Below are 20,237 nucleotides of genomic sequence, written 5' to 3'. Positions count from 1 at the left end.
TGGAGCCGCCAGTAGGAGAACATCGATGAAACCATCTATCAGGGCCGGCTTTGTCGGCTTAGCTACTCTGCTTGCCTGCACGCCAGCCTACTCCCTCGGAGACACGATCAAGACCGCGATCGACGCGACCTTCGCGCCGCACGCGATGCCAACCCTCGACGGCAAGATAGAGGGTTTCAACGTCGATATGGCAAACCTGATCGGCGAACGGTTGGGCAAGAAAGTCGATCTGACCGGAGCGCAGTTCTCCGGCCTCATCCCAGCGCTGCAGGCCGGCACCTATGACTTCCTTGTAGCACCCGTCACCGTGAACAAGGAGCGTGCCGCGAACCTTCTCTTTACCGAAGGCTTCATGGACACCAATTTCGGTTTTGTCGTGCCGGCCAATGCGCCTGAATACAAGACGCTGGAAGACTTCAAGGGCAAGACGATCGCCGTCAACAAGGGCTCTGCCTATGACAGCTTCCTGCGGGAGAAGGAAAAGGAATTCGGCTGGAAGGTCGAAAGCTACGGTACCAATACCGACGCCGTGGCAGCCGTCATTGCTGGACGCGCCGATGCCAACCTTGCCGGCAACACTGCCGCTGCGTGGGCGGTCAAGAAGAACCCGCGCCTGAAACTCTCCTTCGAATACGAAACCGGCCTCGTCTGGGCCCTTTCCTTCCGCAAGGGAGACGAGCAGAACCGCGATCTCGTCGATCGTGCGATGGAATGCCTGAAGCTCGACGGCTCGATGGCGAAGCTTTCGGTCAAGTGGTTCGGCGTCACGCCAGAAGCAGGCACGACGATCGTCACCCCGACCAAGGGTTTCGGGACGCCCGGCTTCGACGGTTACAAGGACGATGACCACAAGGCCTCCTGCGATAACCTGAAGTAACGCTCTGCAGCACGGGCAGGCGCTTCAGTCGCCTGCCCTCCCCCTTGATCAGACAGGATGCGGCAGCCGGCCGCCAATCGTCTCTCCCATATGAGATCGCGGTTGGAATCCAGCCGGCAGATATGTCCGCATCGTGCCTGCCGGAGGTGCCAACATGGCCAATCGCCCAATGCTCGAAGTCGTCGCGCTGGAAAAGCGCTTCGGGACCACCACCGTCCTCAAGAAGATCGACCTTAAGGTCAGCCAAGGCGAACTCGTGTTCGTCATCGGGCCATCCGGTTCCGGCAAGAGCACGATGCTGCGCTGTTGCAACCGGCTCGAGGAGCCAACGTCGGGCGATATCATCGTCAACGGCCGCAACATCATGGCTGGTACCCGCCGCGATCTCGACCGAATGCGGCTGCAGATCGGCATGGTGTTCCAGGGGTTTCACCTCTACCCACATATGAGTGTCCTCAAGAACGTCACCCTTGCCCAGCGCAAGGCGCTGAAGCGCTCGAAGGCAGAAGCCGATGCGCGGGCGATGGATATGCTCGAACAGGTTGGCCTGGCGCACAAGGCGGATGCCTATCCCGGTGAATTGTCGGGCGGCCAGCAGCAGCGCGTGGCGATCGCCCGCTCGCTGGCGCTCGACCCGAAGGTCATGCTGTTCGACGAACCGACCTCGGCGCTTGATCCCGAACTGGTCGGCTCCGTCCTCAAGGTGATGAAGGACCTGAAATCCAAGGGCATGACGATGGTCGTCGTCAGCCACGAGATGGGCTTTGCCCGCGAAACCGCCGATAGGGTTATCTTCATGGACGGCGGTGTCGTCGTCGAAGAGGGCACGCCGGACGAGCTCTTCGGCAACCCGAAGGCCGATCGCACCCGCGCGTTCCTTTCGCGCGTTTCCGGGTAGGGCGATGGACCGGTTCCTCGAAACCTTCCTCAACCCGGTAGTGATGGCGCAATATACGCCTGACATCATTGCCGGCATCTGGGTCACGCTGCAGATTGCCGCGGCGGTGATCGTGGCCGGAATCCTCGCGGGCCTCGCGCTCGCCTGCCTGCGCAGCTATGGCGTCAAGACGCTCAACTTCTTCATCATCTGCTATGCCGATATCTTTCGCGCACTGCCGCCTCTGGTCGTCATCCTGATCCTCTATTTCGGGTTCCCGTCGATCGGCATCCAGCTGTCCGGACCAATGGTTCTGTTCCTCGTTCTGGCGGCGACCCTTGCAGCTTTTGCCGAAGAGATATTCTGGGCGGGCTTTTCGTCTGTCGAAAAGGGTCAGTGGGAGGCAGGCATAGCAACCGGGCTCGGTTTTACCCGCACGCTTACCTATGTCGCGCTGCCCCAAGCCGTCCGTCTTGCCATTCCGCCGCTCGTCAACCGCGTGCTTGCCATCACCAAGATGACCGCGCTCGGCTCGGCCATCGGCGTTTCGGAAATCCTGTCGAGCGCCACGACGGCGCAGAGTTTTTCCGGCAGTGCCACGCCGCTCACTATGTCGGTCGCCGCCTATCTGGTGATTTTCCTGCCGATGGTGGTCTTCGCCCGCTGGCTGGAAAGCCGGACCGCCTGGAAGAAGCGATAGGAGGCTGACATGGATATTTTCATCGACCAGTTCTTCAATATCGACATCATGCGCCAGTCATTGCCGTTGATGATGTCCGGCCTCTGGATGACGCTGAAGCTGTGCAGCGCCGTGATCCTGCTCGGCCTTATCGGCGGCCTGTTCGTAGCACTCGGAAATATGAGCGAGCGCCGCTGGCTGCGCTGGATCTCGATCGCCTATACAGATCTCTTCCGCGCCCTGCCGCCGCTGGTGCTGCTCATCTTCATCTATGCCGGCCTGCCCTTTGCGGGGGTCAACATCTCGCCGTTTTACGCCGTCGTCATCGCCTTCCTGCTCAACAACTCCTCCTATTACGCCGAGGTCTATCGCGCCGGGCTCATCTCGGTTGCCAAGGGACAGTGGGAAGCTGCGCAGTCGACGGGCCTCAGCACGGTACAGACGCTTGCCCATGTCGTCCTGCCGCAGGCCATCCGCAACGTGCTGCCGGACCTGCTGTCCAACACCGTAGAAGTCGTCAAGCTCACCTCGCTTGCCTCCGTCATCTCGCTGTCCGAGCTTCTCTACAATGCCGGCATGGCGCGGTCGGTCACCTACAATGCCTCGCCGCTGGTGCTGGCAGCTCTCATCTACCTCGTGCTGCTGTGGCCGCTGGTGCGCCTCGTCAGTCATTTCCAGCGGCGCCTTGCCGCCTGATCGCTTTCGAAAGGAAACTCCGATGACCATCATGAAGATCGCAGGTGCCCAGCTCGGCGCCATCCAGAAAGACGACAGCCGCGAAAGCGTCGTCATCCGCATGATTGCGCTTCTCGATGAAGCCGCATCCAAGGGCGCAGACATGGTCGTCTACCCAGAGCTGGCGCTCACGACCTTCTTTCCCCGCTGGTACATGGAAGACCAGGCCGAAATCGATTTCTGGTTCGAGACGGAAATGCCGAACGCCGCCACGCAGCCGCTGTTCGATCGCGCCCGCGAGCTCAACATCGCCATCACCTTCGGCTACGGCGAGAAGACGCCGGACGGACACTATTACAACACCTCTGTTGTTACCGACCGTCAGGCCAATATCGTCGGAAAGTATCGCAAGGTGCACCTCCCCGGTCATTCCGAATATGATACCGAGCGCGCCTTCCAGCATCTCGAGAAGCGCTACTTCGAACCCGGTGATCTCGGCTTCAACGTCTGGCGCAACGAAGGCGTCATCATGGGCATGGCGATCTGCAACGACCGCCGCTGGCCGGAAACCTTCCGTTGCCTGGGCCTGCAGGGCGTCGAGCTGGTGACGATCGGCTACAACACGCCGTCGGTGAACAGCCAGATGAGCGCCGAAGGTTTGGAGAAGCGGCTTTTCCATTCCGACCTTTCCATGCAGTCCGGCGCCTACCAGAATTCGACCTATGTCGTCGGCGTCGCCAAGGCGGGCAACGAGGACGGTCACCCGCTGATGGGCGGCTCGATCATCGTCGATCCGGACGGCTTCGTTCTTGCCCGCGCCGTGACCGAGGAGGACGAGCTCATCATCGCCGAATGCGATTTCTCCAAATGCGACTTCGGCAAGAAGACGATCTTTGATTTCGAGCGCCATCGTCGTATCGAGCATTACGGTCGCCTGACGAGCCAGACCGGCGTGATCATCGAAGTGTAAGGAAAGACCGACATGACAGCGTTTGATACGGTCATCCATGGCGGTCGCATCGTCACCGCATCCGACATATTCGATGGCGATATCGGCATTACCGACGGTCGAATTGCGGCAATCGGCGAAAAGATCGCCGGTGGAAACCGCCGGATCGATGCAGGTGGCAAGCTGGTTGTTCCCGGCGGCATCGAGGCGCATGCCCATATCGCCCAGGAAAGCTCCGCGGGCGTGATTACCGCCGACGACTATTATTCCGGTTCGGTCTCCGCCGCCTTCGGTGGAAATTCGTCGTTCATCCCGTTCGCGGCCCAGCATCGCGGCCAGTCGATTGCCGATGTCATCGCCACCTATGACGGTCGTGCCGCGCCGCACTCGGTGCTCGACTATTCCTACCACCTGATCATTTCCGACCCCTCGGCGTCAGTTCTTGCAGAGCTGCCGGGCGTGTTTGCCAAGGGCATCACGTCGTTCAAGGTGTTCATGACCTACGACCTGATGAATATTGGCGACGGCGGCATGCTCGATATCCTGACCGTTGCCAAAACCCATGGGGCGCTCACCATGGTCCATGCCGAAAACAACGACATGGTGAAGTGGATGAACAAGCGGATGGCGGCTGCCGGCCTCACCGCGCCAAAATACCATGCGATCAGCCGACCGGAGCTTGCCGAGGAAGAAGCGATCCAACGGGCCGTCTCGCTTGCGAAACTGGTCGATGCAGCCCTCTTCATCGTCCACGTCTCGACGGCGGGCGGTGCTGCCATCGTCCAGCGCGAAAAGCTTGCCGGAACGAAACTGTTTGCCGAAACCTGCCCGCAATATCTAGCTCTGACACGCGATGATCTCGACCGGCCCGGCATGGAAGGGGCGAAATTCATCTGCTCGCCTCCGCTCCGCGACGCGGCAACGCAGGAAGCGCTCTGGCGCCATGTACAATCAGGCACATTCGAAAGCGTGTCCTCCGACCACGCGCCCTACCGTTTCGATGCCAGCGGAAAGTTTGCCAACGGCGCGGATGCACCCTACCCGAAGATCTCCAACGGCATGCCGGGCATCGCCATGCGCCTGCCCTATCTGTATTCTGAGGGCGTCACGAAAGGCCGCATCACGCTGCAGCAGTTCGTTGCGCTTTCGAGCACCAATGCCGCCAGGACATTCGGAATGGCCAAGAAGGGATCGATTGCACCGGGCTACGATGCCGATATCTGCATCTGGGACCCGGAAGCCCGCCGCAAGGCAACGCTTGCCGATCAGAACGACAACATGGACTACACACCGTTTGAGGGCATGGAGATCGAAGGCTGGCCGGTCCTCACCATGAACCGCGGCGATGTCATCGTCGAGAACGGCGAGTTGAAGGCGGACCGTGGTCGTGGTCGTTTCATTGCCCGCAGCCCCATCGACCTGACCGGCAAGCCCGGCTACCGTGCCAAGGAATTCGATCCGGCGCAGAATTTCGGCGTGGAGATCGCCCCATGAGAACCGTCGGCCGGATCCTCGTCATCAACCCGAACAGTTCGGAAAGCGTCACCGAAGGCCTGCGCGAGGCGCTCTCCGGAATGCAGTTTCCGGCTGGTCCCGTTATCGAATGCGTCACGATCGATGAGGGTCCGCCCGGCGTCGTCACCCAGCGCCATGTGGATGAAGCCGCGTTGCGCACTGCCGACCTGATCGAAACCCGGCCGGATGCATCAGCCTATGTGCTCGCCTGCTATTCGCAGCCCGGGCTGGACCTTGCACGGTCGATCACCACCAAGCCGATCTACGGCATCCAGGATGCCGGCGTACTGAGCGCCCTGGCGCTTGCAGATCTCTTCGGCGTCATCGCAGTCGCCGAAGGTTCAATCCCCCGTCACATGCGCAACCTTCGCCGCCTCGGCGTCGATGGCAGGCTTGCCGGCGAGGTCGCGCTTGAAGGCGCAATCAGCGTCGCCGACAGCGGCCATGGAGAGGAAAGCTATGCGGCTCTCGTGAAAGCCGGGCTGAAACTGCGGCACATGGGCGCCGGCGCGATCGTGCTTGGCTGTGCCGGCATGTCCGGCCACCGCCGCAGACTCGAAGATGAGCTCGGCATCCGCGTGATCGATCCGACCCAGGCCGCCGTCGCGATGGCGCTTGGCGCAGTTCTCACCTGAACGCCATGACCGAAACCGAGCAGAAGCCGGATATCTCGCTGCGCCTCCTCGAAATCTTCGGGGCCATGATGCGTTGCGAAACGACCGTGGAGGCAGCCGAGCAGCTGGGCATCTCGCAGCCCGCCGTTTCGAACGGCATCCGCCAGCTGGAAAACCAGCTCGGTATAACGCTGTTTGAGCGCCTGCACCGGCGGCTTGAGCCAACCGAAGAAGCCACGCTTCTGTTTGAAGAGGTGCGGCCTGTCTTCAGCATGCTGCGCAGCTTTTCCGCCCGCGCCCGCTCGATCCGGCATGGCACATCGGGACGGCTGCGTGTCATGTCGACGCCGCCGCTTGGTAATACGGTCGCACCGGTGGCGCTCGCACGGTTCCTGAAAGATCGTCCGGATGTGTCCGTCGCTTACGATGTCCGCCGGCTCGAACACGTCATCGAAGCTGTGCAGAGCGGGGCCGCCGACGTCGGTCTTGCGATCGCGCTGGAACGGCATCCGTCTGTGAACGTAGAGATCCTGTCGCGCACCCATATGGTCGCGCTCGTGCCGAAGGACCACCCGGTCGCTAGTCGGCAGGAGGTGACGGTCAGTGATTTGTCCGAACACGGTTTTATCGGCCTCGAAGCGGAATCGCGCATGGGCCAGATGCTGCGCGATGCCTTCGATCGCGAGGGCATCGATTACGAGCCGCGGGTCGAGGTGCGCTATTGCGCAACGGCTGCGGTTCTGGCCGGAGCTGGCGTCGGAGCGGCGGTCGTCGATCCCTATAGCGCCGCCTACCAGTCATCGGAGGGCTTGGTGCAACTGCCCTTCCAGCCGCCCCGCGAAGTCGCGGCCGTCCTGATCACCCGCAAGGGCGTGCCGCGCTCGCGCCTCCTGCACGGGTTCATCGCCGAACTGAAGCGAGCCGCCGGCGATGTGTTTTGAATTCCCGACATACTGAAGGAGATTGTCTTGTCCCGTATCGTTTATTTGAATGGCGAATGGCTGCCCGAAGCCGAAGCAAAGGTCTCCGTGTTCGACCGCGGATTTCTGTTCGCGGATGCCATCTACGAAGTGACCGGCGTCATCGACGGCAAGCTTCTCGAATATGAGGGCCACGCCGCCCGCCTGAAGCGCTCGATCACGGAACTGGGTCTGAACCTGCCGATTTCCGCCAGCGAACTTCTGGAGGCTCACCGGGAGATCATCAGACGCAATGAACTCAAGGAAGGCCTGATCTACCTTCAGCTGTCGCGCGGCCCGGCCGACCGTGACTTCGCCTTCCCGAAGGATCCTTTGCCGACGCTGGTTCTCTTTACCCAGGCAAAATCTGTGATCGAAAACCCCAAGCTAGCGACCGGCCTGTCCGTCGCTCTGCTGCCCGACTGGCGCTGGGAGCGCCGCGATATCAAGACGGTGCAGTTGCTCTATCCTTCGATGGCCAAAGTGCAGGCGATGGAGAAAGGCGCTGATGACGCCTGGCTTGTAGAGGACGGCTTCGTCACGGAGGCAAGCTCGGCGACCGCCCATATCATCGACAAGAGTGGCAGGCTGATCACCCGCCCGCTGTCGAACGCAATCCTGCACGGCATCACGCGCGCAAGCGTGCTTGATCTCGCCGAAAAAGCCGGCATTCCCTATGACGAGCGCGCCTTCACACCCGATGAAGCGATGAATGCCGCGGAAGCCTTCATCACCTCGGCCACCAACTTCGTAATGCCCGTCACGCGTATCGACGGCGCACCTGTGGGCGACGGCAAGCCGGGGGCTCTAACGCTCAAACTGCGTGAACTCTACATCGCCGACAAGATCGCCAACTCGATCTGAACCACTGAGCAGCTTTGGTTGATCATAAGATGGCGCCAAACCGAAAGTCGGTCATCTGTGGTATGGCGCCTCTAACCGATCGACCGTCAAGCACCGTCCGCCCGCAACGACACCCGCTTCACTTCCTCTGATGCAGCACCACCCCGAGTTCATGCCACTCACGACCGTCTTTGCGGATAAGGTCATCGGCTGAGGCTGGGCCCATGCTGCCGGGGGCGTAGGGTTCTGGAACCGAGCCGTCTTCTGCCCAGGCGTCCAGGAAAGGCTGGACGGCAGCCCATCCGGCTTCGATGCTGTCGGCGCGTTGAAACAGCGCCTGATCGCCGATGAACAGGTCGTAGATCAGGGATTCGTAGCCCGTCGTGTTGCCGATGTCGAACCTGTCGGAATAGCGGAAATCCAGTGTCACCGGCACTGTCTCGACGGATTGGCCGGGGCGTTTGATCGAGATTTCCATGCTCATCCCTTCATCCGGCTGAACCTGGATGACGAGCCGGTTGGGCGGCAGACGACGCGTCACGTCCGTTTCGCGAAACTGGGCAAATGGGACCTTGTTGAACGTGATGACGATTTCCGTGTCGCGGGCGGTCAAAGCCTTACCCGTCCTCAAGTAGAACGGTACACCGGCCCAGCGCCAGGTGTCGGCATAAAGCTTGAGGGCCACATAGGTTTCGGTCCGACTGTCGGGCGCGACATCCTTGGTGTCCCGGTAGGCTGACAACGACTTGCCGCCGAGATCGCCCGAACCATAGGCGCCGCGCACGCTGTTTGCGGCAGCCTCTTCAGCCGAATAGACACGCAGCGCTTTCAGCACCTTGCCCTTCTCGTTTCTAATAGCCTCGGCATCGAAACTGTTCGGGGGTTCCATCGCGATCATGGCCAGCAACTGGAACAGGTGGTTCGGAACCATGTCGCGGAGAGCACCTGTCGCATCGTAGAACTTGCCGCGACTGCCGACATCGACAACCTCCGCCGCCGTGATCTGAACATGGTCGATATGGGTGTTGCTCCACAGGCCCTCGATGATCATGTTGGCAAAACGGGCCGTCATCAGGTTCTGCACAGTCTCCTTGCCGAGAAAATGATCCAGCCGGTAGACCTGGGTTTCCTCGACATTCGACAATATATGGGCATTGAGAGCCTTCGCCGAGGCGAGATCGGTCCCGAAGGGTTTCTCGATCGCGACGCGCCGGAAGCATGTCTCGGTTTCCTGCATCAGGCCATGTACTGCCAGCTTCTCGACGATAGGTCCGAACAGAACGGGCGGGACGGCGAGGTAGAAAGCAGCATTTGCCGTCGATCCAAGCCGCGTTTCAATCGCCTGATAGATATCGTCCCTGGTGAAATCGCCGCTCATATAGGAAATGCGGGATCGCAGACTGAACCAAGCGTCGTCTTTGCGGGTCGGCTCTTCGCCGTCTGGGCTGAGATGGGTGAGGAACTCATCGAGCCGACCGCGCAGAAATTCGTCGTCGCCTTCATCGATCCCGACGCCGAGGATAGCGAGATCGTCTCCGACCAGGCCGCTGCGTGTCAGGTTGATGATCGCCGGAATCAGCAGGCGACGCGTCAGGTCGCCGGTGGCGCCGAAGATGACGAGAGTAACGGGCGGTGCTTTTTTCGGGATCACGCATAGCTCCTTCCATGAGGTCCTCACGGGGATATAGGCTTCTCGGTGCAACCAGCAATTCTCGAAAGGGAAATAGAGGCGAGTTGCGAGAAGGGTCGGCGCCGCGACGACTTGGCATCCACGCGCCGACGAATACTCACACCGGACCCGCATACCCAAGCCACCTTCCGCATCCGACAAACGCAGAATGCAAAGGAACATCGGCGAAACGGCGTTGTTTGTGAGGCGGCGAGCAATTTGGAGACCGGCATGGATCAGGCAAGCGCTTTCAACAGACGCAATCTTCTGAAACTTGGAGCCGCAGGCGCAACGGGGGTGGTGTTGTCCACGACGGTTGCCGGCGCTCAGAGCTACCCCGCACCGACGCAGGTGGACACCGGCATGGTCGAGGACGGCAAGGTCAAGTTCCCGGAATGGCGCGGGCCCGATGAGACCCCGAGCGGAAACCCGTCAGCGCCGCTTCCTCTGGAAGATAGGGTCGGCTTTGCGGTCGTAGCTCTCGGTCGTCTCAGCCTCGAAGAAATACTTCCCGCCTTTGGCGAAACGAAAAAATCGAAACTCGTGGCGCTCGTGTCCGGAACGCCGGAGAAGCTATCGGCGGTCGCGCGGCAATACGGCATCGCCGAGGATGCCTGTTACGATTACGAGAGCTTTGACGCCATCAAGGCCAATCCGGACATCAAGGCCGTCTACATCGTTCTGCCCAACAGCATGCACCGCGAATATGTCGAACGGGCAGCGCGGGCAGGCAAGCATGTCCTTTGCGAGAAGCCCATGTCGATCAGCTCGGCGGACGGGCAGGAAATGGTCAAGATTTGCGAAGAGCAGAAAGTCAAGCTGATGGTGGCCTACCGCATCCAGTACGAAGCCGCCAATCTCTACCTCGCCGAAAAAGTCCGCAGCAAAGCCTATGGCCGCCTTGTCGGCATGTCCGCGATCAACGTTCAGACGGTTGCCGAAAACGGTGCCGAGCAATGGCGGCACAAGAAGGCTCTTGCCGGTGGCGGATCACTGCCTGACATTGGGCTTTACTGCCTGAACACCGCACGCTTCCTCACAGGTGAGGAACCGGTCGAAGTCATGGCGACGCAATACAGCCCCGAAGGTGACCCGCGCTATGCCGAGGTCGAGGAAACGGTCTCGTTCACCTTGCGCTTCCCATCCAATTTCATCGCCAACTGCTTCACCAGCTATGGCGCGCGAGACGACAAGCATCAGCGCCTCAATTTCGAAAAGGCCACCGTGGATATGGCGAACGCCTATAAATACGACGGCCAGAGCCTGACTGTCACTGAACTGGATGGCGAAAAGTCCGTGCAGAAGAAGGTCGAGATCGCGCTCAACAACCAGTTTGCGGCCGAGATCGACCACATGGCGACCTGCATCATCGAGGACCGCAAGCCACGAACGCCCGGCGAGGAAGGTGTGCAGGATCATGTTGTGATGGAAGCAATCTACGAGTCAGCGCGATCGGGAGCGCCCGTGAGGCTCCAGGCCCCAGACCGACTCGACGCCTTCCGCGGACCACCAGCTGCGATCGAACTCTGACGCCGGTGTTGGCGCAAGCGCTTGTGTCGTGGACGTGTTCACAAGTTCAACCAGCGCTCTACCCATACGGGAGATTCGCCCTATCTCCGTTTTACAACAACGAAAGAGACAGATGAAAAAGCTCGCAATTATAATCATTTCGATCATGACCGCGTTTACCGGATACGTGCCAGCGCAGGCCATGCCGAAGGCAGCGATCACGGCGGCTGCACCGGCGGCTGACGTCCAGCAGGTCCAATACCGCAACGACAACCGCCGTTACGTCCCACGTGGCGAGCGTCGATACAACAATCGCTATGATCGTCGTGACCGCTACGATCGCCGCAACCGTTACAGCAACCACCGCCGCCATGACCGTCGCTACGACAACCGTCGTCGCAACAACACCGGCGCCATCATCGGCGGCTTGGCTGCAGGTGCACTCATCGGTGGTGCGATCGCTTCGCAGAACCGCAACGGCAGCAGCAGCTGCGCAGCGCGTTACCGCTCGTATCGCGCTTCGGACAACACCTACCAGCCGAACTCGGGCCCACGCCGGGTTTGCCGCTAACATCTTCACCGGTGCGTAAATGACTGACCCCGCCAGCAATGGTGGGGTTTTTCGTTTTTTGGACCACTGCAGCGGATCGGCGGCCGTGTCACCTCACCTTCGGAGTTATTCCGAACCGCCCCGAACCCTCTCCCCGCAGCAAATGTTCGGCCAACGGGTTCCCGTGCAGGAACCTCGCCGCCGACTGGTCGTTTGCTTTGCATGAAGCCTTAACGCCATCCCGGCTATGGCTGCGAAATCGAGGAGAACACCATGGCAAGCGGTCAATTGAAAGCACTGCTCGGCGTACTCGCCGTTGCTGGATTTCAGAACAGGGACAAAATCGCAGAGCTCCTACGGGGCGTGAACAAGACCCAACCGGCTGGAGCGAACACCGCTCCGGAGACCAGTCCCCGGCAGCCAAGTGGTCTTGAGGATCTGCTCGGCAAGCTTACGGGCGGCAAGGAAGCAGGCGGCCTTGGCGGAATTCTGGGAGGACTTGCGTCCGGCGGTGTCTTGAGTGGTGGTCTGGGTGACCTCCTGAAAACCTTCCAGCAGAACGGATATGGTCAGAAGGCCGAATCTTGGGTCAAGCCCGGATCCAACGAGGATATCGATGGGGATCAGCTTGCCGAAGCGATCGGACCCGAAGTTCTCGATGAACTGGCAGCGAAAACAGGACTGTCGCGAGATGAGATACTTGCGCGGCTGAGCAAGGATCTTCCCCGCGCGGTCGATGAGCTGACCCCGGATGGCAAGGTTCCGGCAGACGACCGAACATCGACAGTGTGATTGGAAGGGGCACCATCCCTTCATCCTCAAGCAAAACGGTAGATCCCTATGAAACTTTCAGACGATGCGCGCTCCATCCTGGTGTTTGCGGCCTATCATCAACTCCTCAGCGGTGACCCCGTAAAGGAAGTCGTTCTGGACGATGGTGCTGGTCATCACGCAAGCTCGAAGGGCCAGGCAGAACTCGAAGACGGCGGCCTCATCCGTATCGACGGAAAAAGAGCGGAGATTACCGACGAAGGTCAAAGCGTTCTCGCAACTGTCATCGACGCCATTCGAAACGCCACGGCGGGCTGAAGCAGAGATTAAGCTCAGCGTTTGAGGGCCTGGTTTTCTTCGACCAGCCTACTTCTACTTCAAGAAACAAGCCTCTGCTCTCAGGAATGAGACAGAGGCTTCGTTGCGTTCCCCTTCGGTCAGTCCTGAAGGTTTCTCGTCCGACACGCATCTCAGGGGAGCCCTGCCGCTCGTCATCCGCAGGTCCAGTCACAGCCGAGAGATTGCCGGCCACGCTGACGCCGGTCAGCGCGATCGTGCTGTTATGATGCTTCGGTTCGTCATTGCTCAAGGTTGTAAGCGTGCCTCTCCGCTGCCGCCAAGCTAGAGTGGTTTCAGTTGGCATTATCAAAAACCCCACACCGTCAGCGAGAACCGCGTATGGTCGAGGTGAGCAGGCATTGAAAAAGAAATCCCGCCTCGAGAGGCGGGATTATCACTTCAGTCCACCAACGCTCACCAGGACGCAGATCCTACGCCGCGATCTCAGCCGGCGCCTGTGTACGAGCGGATGACCTGACGCGGCGGCTGCGGACCGGTCTTGTCACCTCGGCAATGATGGAGGCTGCAACGATCTGTCCGAGTTCGGCAGCACTTGTGATGCCCTGGATGAACGGACGTTTGTGGAGAAGATATGAGACAGCCGGGACGTACAGTCGCCTCACCGGTCGCACGCCCGCGATCAGCGGTCGGCACTGGTCGTCCACGTCAATCCCGCCCGTACGGCGGTGATTGCCAATGGCTGTCATCGTCTTTGCCTCGGATATCAGCCCTCGTTCGATAAGGGATGGGAATGGCAGGTCGGTCGCCGACAGAGTTTTCTGGCCCGTGGCGTCGATAAACGTATCGAAGCGCATGGTGGTACCGGCGATTTCGACAGTAGCGCCCCGTTCAAGACCTTCTTTCACGATCTCCGAGTCATCGCCAAGGGCAACGATACCAAGACAACCGCTCCGATGAAGCGCAAGTAGGCGCTCGATCGACAGGTGCGGAACGGTCGCATAGTCGTCGGCGAAAATGCTCTTGAAGTTCCGGTTGAACCGGCCAAGGTCGTCAGCGTTCATAAAGCCGACCGCCGTCTCGATGATCTCATGGGTAATGAGAATGGCGTAGCGCCACGGAACGGTGTGCTTCTGGGCATAGTTCCGCTTGGCTTCGGCAAGGTTAGACGCCGCCCATTCGAACGGGTCTTCCTTGTCGCGAACCCCGTAATACGCAACGGCGAACTTGTCGACAGTCAAGCCGTCTAGACCGATGGCCTTGGAATAGTCCGGATCGGCAACAGCAAGTTCCTGGCGAAACAGCTCGAAAATGTCATCGAGCAGTCCGCTGCTGCCAAGCGCGATGCGGTCATCGACCGCCTGCTGCGTGCAGATCTTCGGCTCAAGATAGGGGATCGGAAAATAGAAATCGGCTTCGGGAAGAAGACCCTTGCGCGACATCATCACGATATCAAGAGCCTGGCCGTCCGCGTTGACGGAGTACTTAAGTTCGCCACCCTTGCTTTTGGTGAATTCACCGAACTTGGTTGCGACCGTCATGACGGCATCGATCGCACTCAGCGAAGTCCCCAAAATTCCGATCTTGCCGCTCGGGATGCTCTGCAATGCGGTCGCGGGCCATGGCGCCTCAAAGAAGCCGGGCGACGTCTCAGGTTCGGACGGAAAGCTATGTCCGGTCGCAATGACGACGTAATCGAACAGCGCCTCTGCGCCGCCGTGTTCAGGGCTCAGGCACAATTTGAACTGATCACCGACAGGCTGAACGTCGTCGACGGATGCGTTCTCAAACACGTCGACCGTATGCCTGGAGGCCCGCGATGCGTCGATCATCGCGTCGAACTGAGATCTGAAATAATCGCCAACCACGACACGCGGATAGAATGCACGGTCTGTGATTTCCGAGCGAGCAACACCGATCTCGTTCAGGTACTCGTCGGACTGGAGTGCCAGCCAGTCGTGGAGCATCACCGGCAGAGCCGGCACCTCGATGCTCGGTATATTCGACAGCATCGCGAGGTCGTTGATGCCCCGCTGGTAGGGTGTTCCCTTGCCGGCGACGTCGGTTCGCTCGAAAATTGCAATATCCAGAGAGGCGCTGCATTTCAAAAGGTCCTGCAGTGCGAATATGGCTGTCGGACCCGATCCAATAATGGCTACGCGTTTACGCATCTAAATCTCCTGCCCCGCGGAAAGCGGCGCACATTGACAGAACAACCGACATCGAAAGATGTTCCCCATCTGTCCAGACTGAGCAAACAGCAACGAGCCGGGTTTCACCTTGCTGATATGGGGATTCCTCCGCGATCTGCGATGTCCCGCGTGCCTTCGTGTCGTGTCGGTCCGCTACCGTACAGGCGCAATATGTTGATGAGGCGCTCAACGAGTCCCATGTATCGGGGAAGCAATCACAGAGATGGATACGATGGTTTCAAGGATCAGGAGAACGCTGACCATGGGCGAACGCGCGGCCGCCTTCGAGCACACCAATGCCGTTGCGCGCGAGACTTCAGATGACGAACGGCGACGTCGGGAGGAAAAAAGCGAGCGCCTCCGGAAACTTCGACTGGCGGCAGAGCAAGGTGACAAGTCGAAGTGTTCGGCTGGATGAAACTTTTCATGCCAACCGTCATTAACGCTCCTCCACATCAAGAAAAGTGAGGAAACACGATGACCCTTCAAGGCAAAAAAATCGCCATTCTGATTGCTCCGCGCGGCACTGAAGAGCCCGAGTTCAAGCAGCCGAAAGACGCGGTCGAGGCAGCCGGTGCCACGGTCACTGTCATCGGCCTTGAAAGCGGCGAGGCCCAGACGAACAACAACGACCTCGACGCCGGGAGCAGCTATACCGTTGACAAGACGGTCAGCGACGTCTCGGCTGACGAGTTCGACGGCCTCGTCATTCCGGGCGGATGCGTGGGCGCCGACAAGCTGAGAGCTGACAAGGCGACGATCGCCTTCGTGCACGCATTCTTCCAGCAGGCAAAACCCGTGGGCGTCATCTGTCACGCACCGTGGCTTCTCGTCGAAGCAGACGTCCTGAATGGCCGCACGGTGACATCGTATCCGACAGTTCGCAAGGACATTGAGAACGCTGGTGGCATCTGGGTCGACAAGGAAGTTGTTGTCGACAAGGGGCTCGTGACGAGCCGCACCCCGAAGGATTTGCCGGCTTTCTGTGCGAAGATCGTCGAGGAATTCGAAGAGGGCAAACACCCACAGCAGGCCCGTAGCGCCTGAGTGACTACTCAGGATGCGGCTCCCCGATGGGCCGCATCCTCAGCCGGCGAGGATATTAGCTTGCGCTGGAACAAGGAGCACTATTCTGGCGTTTTTCGATTTTGAAGGAGCGCCAGATGATTGCAGCCACGCCCGTCCGTTATTCCCCAGACCTCGAAACAGTCAAACCTGATGAGCGCGAGACGATCTCGGGTCTAATCGATCAGTTCGACATCATTCTTGAAAAGACTGCCGAGGATTACGGCCATGCCGTTCGGTCCGTGCACGCAAAAGCACACGGCATCCTTGAGGGTACAATGACCGTCAAGGACGGGCTGCCGCCCGAGTTCGCGCAAGGTCTGTTTGCCAAACCGGGCGAACATCCGGTCTACATGCGTCTTTCCACAAACGCCGGCGACATCTTGCCCGACGCTGTTGCTCTTCCACGCGGGTTGGCGATCAAGGTTGTCGGCGTCGAGGGTACTCGCCTGCCTGGCGCGGACGGCAATAACCAGGACTTCGTGATGGTCAACGGCCCGGTCTTCCAGACGCCGGATCCGAAGAAATTTCTCTCCAGCCTCAAGCTCCTTGCCAAGACCACGGACAAGCTGGAAGGCACAAAGACCGTGATGTCCAGCGTGCTTCAGACCGTCAACAAGGGCCTCGAAGCCGTCGGCGTGACGAGCCCCACCATTCAGTCGCTCGGCGGCGCGCCGAATGTTGATCCGCTCGGCGAGACCTATTTCAGTGTCACGCCGTTCCGCTATGGTGACTACGTCGCGAAGTTCCGCGTGAAGCCGATCTCACCGGATCTGACCAAGCGCACCGGAACCGAAATCGATGCCAGCGTCCGCGAGAACGCCATCCGTGAGACGGTACAGGCGGAAATGCAGGAAACGCGAGGCCTTTGGGAATTCCAGGTCCAGCTCTGTCGCGATATCGAAGCGCAACCGATCGAGGACCCGACCGTAGAATGGAAGGAAGACGAAGCTCCGTTCGTGACCGTTGCCACTTTGAGCGCCGCTCCGCAGGATAGCTGGAGCGACGCCAAGGTGCAGAAGGTCGACGAGGAAATGCGGTTCAGCGTCTGGACCGGCCTTGCAGATCACCAGCCTCTCGGCGGCATCAACCGGGCACGTAACGAAACCTACCGCCACTCTGCCGATTTCAGAGCCAAGTTCAACGGCTGTCCGTTCCACGAACCGCAGCAATAACCGCAGGGCAAACACCGGATTTCGGCGAGATCGACGTCTCGCCGAAATTTACGTTTAAATTTCAAAAGAAGACGGCACTGGTGGATAGGCCGCACGGATTGTCCTCACATTCCGCTGCGCCTCGAAACGGCCGGAACTATGCGGCTTGCGGACTGTTCGCCTCCTTGAATGAAAGGAAATGCGATGAAGCCCGAAGATGAACCCAGTATCGACAAAATGAGAGACCCGCCTGAAGTCCGAAAGAAGAAGGGACTGTTAGGGCGCGGAGTGATCGTCGTGCTCGGCATATACGTGCTCGGCGCCTTCAGCCTGTATATCGCAATCGTCATCTACGGGCTCATGAGCTCGTCGTGACAGGACTGGAAGGAATGACCGTGAAGAACCCACCGGTTACCGAGGACGCCGACAAAACGCTGATCGAAAATGATGGGCACCAGCGCTTCAAGGAAAGCGTCGACACGACGCGTACTCCGGAGCAGGAACGCAAAGACGCCTCGGAGAAAACAGGTACGCCCGGATACGGCACAACCAAGTGAAAGGGCGCTGATGTCACAGAGCGGAAATCAAGGCCCGGACTGGTGGTTCGCCTGGCTGGGCCGGGACAACACAGGCACTGGCATGCTGCGGTTCCTGGCGCTGCCGCTGTCGTTCATCGTGGTGGTCGGAATTATATTCTGGACCATCTGGCCATCATGAATCTCTGACCAGAAGGAGAATAAAATGAGTGACGACAAAAAGACCGGAAGCGATGCGGATCGCACGAGCGAGAATGCCGACAAGGACCGTGAGGATTTGCTGAAGAAGGCTGAAAAAGGCCTTGAAGACGCCAAGGGCGAAAAGCCCGAGGGCGAGATCTGAAACGTCTCAAGCAGAATAGGTCTGGCCGGTCGCGAAACCGGCCAGACCCTCAGATCAGAACTGGCGACGCAGGCCGAATGTCACAGCATGGCTGCGGAAGTCGGTGCTCGACGTGGATCCGTCGCGGGCCTCGAAGTTGAAATCGTCGGCAGCTGTGAAGCGATACCCGATATCAAACGTCGTGTTGTCGAACAGCGAAGTGTTCGTGAACAGACCGATAGCCTGCAGATTGATGCCGACGCCGGCATCAAGGTGGTAGGCGAACTGGGTGTCGGAATCATCCATCAGCGTGCCGGTACCGGTTCCGCTGACGCCCTGCTTGCGCAGTTCCAGGTTCATGAAACCTGCACCGCCGCCGACGTAAGGCGTGATCGCGCTGACTGCGCCTTCAGCTGCAAGCGGGATATCGAGATAGCCATTGACATAGCCCTGGAACGAGCGAGCGTCGCCGTAGGAGTCGCTACCACCAACGCCGCCAAATCCGGAAACGCTGTGTTCGTCGACAGACGCGCTGCCATAACCAAGTTCAACCTCGAGGCGCGGCGAAACGAAGCCCATCGATCCGAAGTTATAGCCGGCGCGCAGTGCGCTGTAGTAGCCGACGTCATACTCGGTGGACACCGACGCGGCGCCGAAATCAAAGCCTGTATCGTCAAGGAAGTTTACGGAGCTCAGCGAACCAAAGTAAAAACCAGACGTCGCCGGTGCGGCAAGCGGAGTTTCCATGGGCGCGAGATCTGCGGCAGACACCGGGACTGCGATTGCCGAGGCGAGGAGAACGGTGGCCAGGGCTTTTGAGAGAGTGTTCATGACATATCCTTTAGTGGTCCGATGCCTGATCGGTGATTCAATCCACTATCAGAGTCGCGCTGTTTGCTAACGGAAAGAGCTAATAAAGATGATCTTGCAGTAGCGACTGCGCAATCACAGTTGCAAGTCCGCCACATGACTTCTGTCAAGTTCAGCAGGTCTTTCGCGCTCGGGAGCCGGCAACGTGCCTTATCCCAGACCCAAGGCGGATCTCGCTGCCGCATCGGCCTGTTCATTTCCGGAGATTCCGGAATGCCCTTTGCACAATTGAATTGCTATAAGCGGGTTGTGCTCCAGGAGAGTGTCCAATTCGCGCCAGACATCTGCATCCGGGATTGGCCGACGACGTTCGTGCGGGTTTGATCTTACCCGCTTCCAGCCGTTGCCGCGCCACATGAACCGCCATCGACGACACCCTTCGACGACGTGGGCGGAATCGGTCCAGATCACCGCAGCCATTCCCGTCGCTTCGGCTTCAAGCCAAGACGCCGCGCGCATGACAGACAGCACCTCGAACGAATTGTTCGAGCTGCCGATCGTCGTCCCCGAGGCGACATGGATCTGCACGTCGCCTTTGAAAGCGACGATCGCCCAGCCGCCAGATCGGGAAGTGGCGTCGAACGAACCGTCGGTATAGACCTGGAAGATATCGGTCATCGGGGAAAGCATAGCATCGACAGATCCGGCGACAATGTCCACTTGCTTGACCGAGCCTGCCGATTTCTCCCCATCCATCACGATCAGCGCCTGAAGGTCGCGAACAGCTTTCGGACGCTGTCTCCGCCCAAGATGACGAGGTCGAACTTCCGGCCAAACAGCAGCCACTCCCAACAGATACCCTTCATCTGCCAGTGCACGGCGCGGCTGCACGCGGCAGGAGTCCACAAGGGTGACAGCTGTCCCTTGTCTTCAGCCTTGGCAAAGATGCGCTCCATGTTTTTAGTGTGCTCAGCGCTGAGGGCGTCCATCTCCTGCAGGACAGGTTCGAACTCATGTTCGAAGTTCGTTCTCAGAAGGATCGTGAGGAGCCGCTGACGCTGGACGTCGCTTGCGAGCATCCCAAACCAGTCGAGAGCAATGGTTTCCACCGCCGAGATCGGATCAGTATCCTCGCAACCCGAGCCGGCAGCGTCGCTCATGTCGACCCGGGGAAGCTGCGCCGCGTTGTAGAGTTGGAGGAACAGGTCGCTCTTGCTGGCAAAGTGCCAGTAGACCGCTCCACGTGTGACACCCGCGGCAGCCGCGATTTCGTCCAGAGTACTGTTGGCGACGCCTTTTTCGAAAAAAAGCTGCTCGGCTGCGGTCAGGACGGCACAGCGCGTCTCGGCCGCTTCGGCTTTCGTTCGTCTCATC

24 protein-coding genes are annotated in these 20,237 nt (G+C 59.6%); 19 read left to right on the top strand and 5 right to left on the bottom strand.

The features are described from left to right. Positions 1-25: 25 nt before the first annotated feature. From ASG19_RS16185 to ASG19_RS16145, 9 genes are all read left to right on the top strand, one after another. The gene (locus ASG19_RS16185; protein ID WP_062459536.1) at positions 26-877 is read left to right on the top strand and encodes a transporter substrate-binding domain-containing protein; all 852 of its coding nucleotides are present in this window, start codon (positions 26-28) and stop codon (positions 875-877) included. A gap of 169 nt (positions 878-1,046) precedes the next feature. Beyond that, positions 1,047-1,775 carry an amino acid ABC transporter ATP-binding protein gene (locus ASG19_RS16180; RefSeq protein ID WP_062460456.1) on the top strand — a complete coding sequence of 243 codons (729 nt, stop codon included), beginning with the start codon at positions 1,047-1,049 and terminating at the stop codon, positions 1,773-1,775. A 4-nt stretch (positions 1,776-1,779) separates the two neighbouring features. Continuing rightward, the gene (locus ASG19_RS16175) at positions 1,780-2,454 is read left to right on the top strand and encodes an amino acid ABC transporter permease (RefSeq protein ID WP_062459533.1); all 675 of its coding nucleotides are present in this window, start codon (positions 1,780-1,782) and stop codon (positions 2,452-2,454) included. Between the two features lie 9 nt (positions 2,455-2,463). Beyond that, positions 2,464-3,129, top strand: a complete 666-nt coding sequence (locus ASG19_RS16170) for an amino acid ABC transporter permease (RefSeq protein WP_062459530.1) — start codon at positions 2,464-2,466, stop codon at positions 3,127-3,129. 22 nt (positions 3,130-3,151) lie between these two features. Further along, a complete protein-coding gene (locus ASG19_RS16165) occupies positions 3,152-4,078 on the top strand; it encodes an N-carbamoyl-D-amino-acid hydrolase (RefSeq protein ID WP_062459527.1) in 927 nt (308 codons plus the stop codon). A gap of 12 nt (positions 4,079-4,090) precedes the next feature. Beyond that, entirely contained in the window at positions 4,091-5,551 is a 1,461-nt protein-coding gene (gene hydA, locus ASG19_RS16160; protein WP_062459523.1) for a dihydropyrimidinase, read from the top strand. Further along, on the top strand, positions 5,548-6,207 hold the full coding sequence (locus ASG19_RS16155; RefSeq protein WP_062459520.1) for an aspartate/glutamate racemase family protein: 660 nt from the start codon (positions 5,548-5,550) through the stop codon (positions 6,205-6,207). Before hydA ends, ASG19_RS16155 begins: the two co-directional genes overlap by 4 nt. Before the next feature lie 5 nt (positions 6,208-6,212). Then, positions 6,213-7,127, top strand: coding sequence for a LysR family transcriptional regulator (locus tag ASG19_RS16150; protein ID WP_062459517.1), 915 nt, complete (start codon positions 6,213-6,215; stop codon positions 7,125-7,127). 27 nt (positions 7,128-7,154) lie between these two features. Next, positions 7,155-8,009 carry a D-amino-acid transaminase gene (locus tag ASG19_RS16145; RefSeq protein ID WP_062459514.1) on the top strand — a complete coding sequence of 285 codons (855 nt, stop codon included), beginning with the start codon at positions 7,155-7,157 and terminating at the stop codon, positions 8,007-8,009. A gap of 118 nt (positions 8,010-8,127) precedes the next feature. Here ASG19_RS16145 and zwf read toward each other — a convergent pair whose 3' ends face one another. Then, on the bottom strand, positions 8,128-9,639 hold the full coding sequence (gene zwf, locus ASG19_RS16140) for a glucose-6-phosphate dehydrogenase (RefSeq protein ID WP_062459511.1): 1,512 nt from the start codon (positions 9,637-9,639) through the stop codon (positions 8,128-8,130). A gap of 249 nt (positions 9,640-9,888) precedes the next feature. Here zwf and ASG19_RS16135 point away from each other — a divergent pair, with 249 nt between their 5' ends. The 4 genes from ASG19_RS16135 to ASG19_RS16120 all read left to right on the top strand — a co-directional run bounded on the left by ASG19_RS16135 (position 9,889) and on the right by ASG19_RS16120 (position 12,805). Next, positions 9,889-11,187, top strand: a complete 1,299-nt coding sequence (locus tag ASG19_RS16135) for a Gfo/Idh/MocA family oxidoreductase (protein ID WP_062459508.1) — start codon at positions 9,889-9,891, stop codon at positions 11,185-11,187. Between the two features lie 112 nt (positions 11,188-11,299). Then, positions 11,300-11,737: a BA14K family protein gene (locus ASG19_RS16130; RefSeq protein WP_062459505.1), complete on the top strand. Its 438-nt coding sequence runs from the start codon at positions 11,300-11,302 to the stop codon at positions 11,735-11,737. Between the two features lie 252 nt (positions 11,738-11,989). Then, on the top strand, positions 11,990-12,508 hold the full coding sequence (locus ASG19_RS16125; protein WP_062459502.1) for a YidB family protein: 519 nt from the start codon (positions 11,990-11,992) through the stop codon (positions 12,506-12,508). A 48-nt stretch (positions 12,509-12,556) separates the two neighbouring features. Next, positions 12,557-12,805: a hypothetical protein gene (locus tag ASG19_RS16120; protein ID WP_062459499.1), complete on the top strand. Its 249-nt coding sequence runs from the start codon at positions 12,557-12,559 to the stop codon at positions 12,803-12,805. Between the two features lie 452 nt (positions 12,806-13,257). Here the strand turns inward: ASG19_RS16120 and ASG19_RS16115 are convergent, their stop codons facing one another. Continuing rightward, positions 13,258-14,955 carry an FAD/NAD(P)-binding protein gene (locus ASG19_RS16115; protein ID WP_082476364.1) on the bottom strand — a complete coding sequence of 566 codons (1,698 nt, stop codon included), beginning with the start codon at positions 14,953-14,955 and terminating at the stop codon, positions 13,258-13,260. 498 nt (positions 14,956-15,453) lie between these two features. Between ASG19_RS16115 and ASG19_RS16105 the strand changes: the two genes are divergently transcribed. From ASG19_RS16105 to ASG19_RS23955, 6 genes are all read left to right on the top strand, one after another. Continuing rightward, the gene (locus tag ASG19_RS16105) at positions 15,454-16,023 is read left to right on the top strand and encodes a type 1 glutamine amidotransferase domain-containing protein (protein WP_062459496.1); all 570 of its coding nucleotides are present in this window, start codon (positions 15,454-15,456) and stop codon (positions 16,021-16,023) included. Positions 16,024-16,139: 116 nt separating this feature from the next. After that, positions 16,140-17,216 (top strand): catalase family protein, encoded by a 1,077-nt coding sequence (locus ASG19_RS16100; RefSeq protein WP_062460452.1) that lies wholly within the window; start codon positions 16,140-16,142, stop codon positions 17,214-17,216. Positions 17,217-17,399: 183 nt separating this feature from the next. Further along, the gene (locus tag ASG19_RS23970) at positions 17,400-17,570 is read left to right on the top strand and encodes a hypothetical protein (RefSeq protein WP_156461775.1); all 171 of its coding nucleotides are present in this window, start codon (positions 17,400-17,402) and stop codon (positions 17,568-17,570) included. 14 nt (positions 17,571-17,584) lie between these two features. Further along, positions 17,585-17,752, top strand: coding sequence for a hypothetical protein (locus ASG19_RS23965; RefSeq protein ID WP_156466531.1), 168 nt, complete (start codon positions 17,585-17,587; stop codon positions 17,750-17,752). Positions 17,753-17,762: 10 nt separating this feature from the next. After that, complete coding sequence (locus ASG19_RS23960) at positions 17,763-17,912, top strand: hypothetical protein (RefSeq protein WP_156466530.1); 150 nt, start codon at positions 17,763-17,765, stop codon at positions 17,910-17,912. A gap of 24 nt (positions 17,913-17,936) precedes the next feature. Beyond that, positions 17,937-18,074: a hypothetical protein gene (locus ASG19_RS23955; RefSeq protein WP_156461778.1), complete on the top strand. Its 138-nt coding sequence runs from the start codon at positions 17,937-17,939 to the stop codon at positions 18,072-18,074. A gap of 54 nt (positions 18,075-18,128) precedes the next feature. Here the strand turns inward: ASG19_RS23955 and ASG19_RS16095 are convergent, their stop codons facing one another. The 3 genes from ASG19_RS16095 to ASG19_RS16085 all read right to left on the bottom strand — a co-directional run bounded on the left by ASG19_RS16095 (position 18,129) and on the right by ASG19_RS16085 (position 20,236). Further along, the gene (locus tag ASG19_RS16095; protein WP_062459493.1) at positions 18,129-18,884 is read right to left on the bottom strand and encodes a porin family protein; all 756 of its coding nucleotides are present in this window, start codon (positions 18,882-18,884) and stop codon (positions 18,129-18,131) included. A 189-nt stretch (positions 18,885-19,073) separates the two neighbouring features. After that, positions 19,074-19,619: an RNase H family protein gene (locus tag ASG19_RS16090; protein ID WP_342344794.1), complete on the bottom strand. Its 546-nt coding sequence runs from the start codon at positions 19,617-19,619 to the stop codon at positions 19,074-19,076. Positions 19,620-19,624: 5 nt separating this feature from the next. Next, positions 19,625-20,236, bottom strand: coding sequence for a TetR family transcriptional regulator (locus tag ASG19_RS16085; RefSeq protein ID WP_062459490.1), 612 nt, complete (start codon positions 20,234-20,236; stop codon positions 19,625-19,627). Position 20,237: the final 1 nt, after the last annotated feature.

The organism is Rhizobium sp. Leaf306, assembly GCF_001423425.1.
Taxonomy (GTDB): Bacteria; Pseudomonadota; Alphaproteobacteria; order Rhizobiales; family Rhizobiaceae; genus Neorhizobium; species Neorhizobium soli.
The sequence above is the reverse complement of the archived record's forward strand: the minus strand, read 5'-3'. Positions and strand labels throughout refer to the sequence as shown.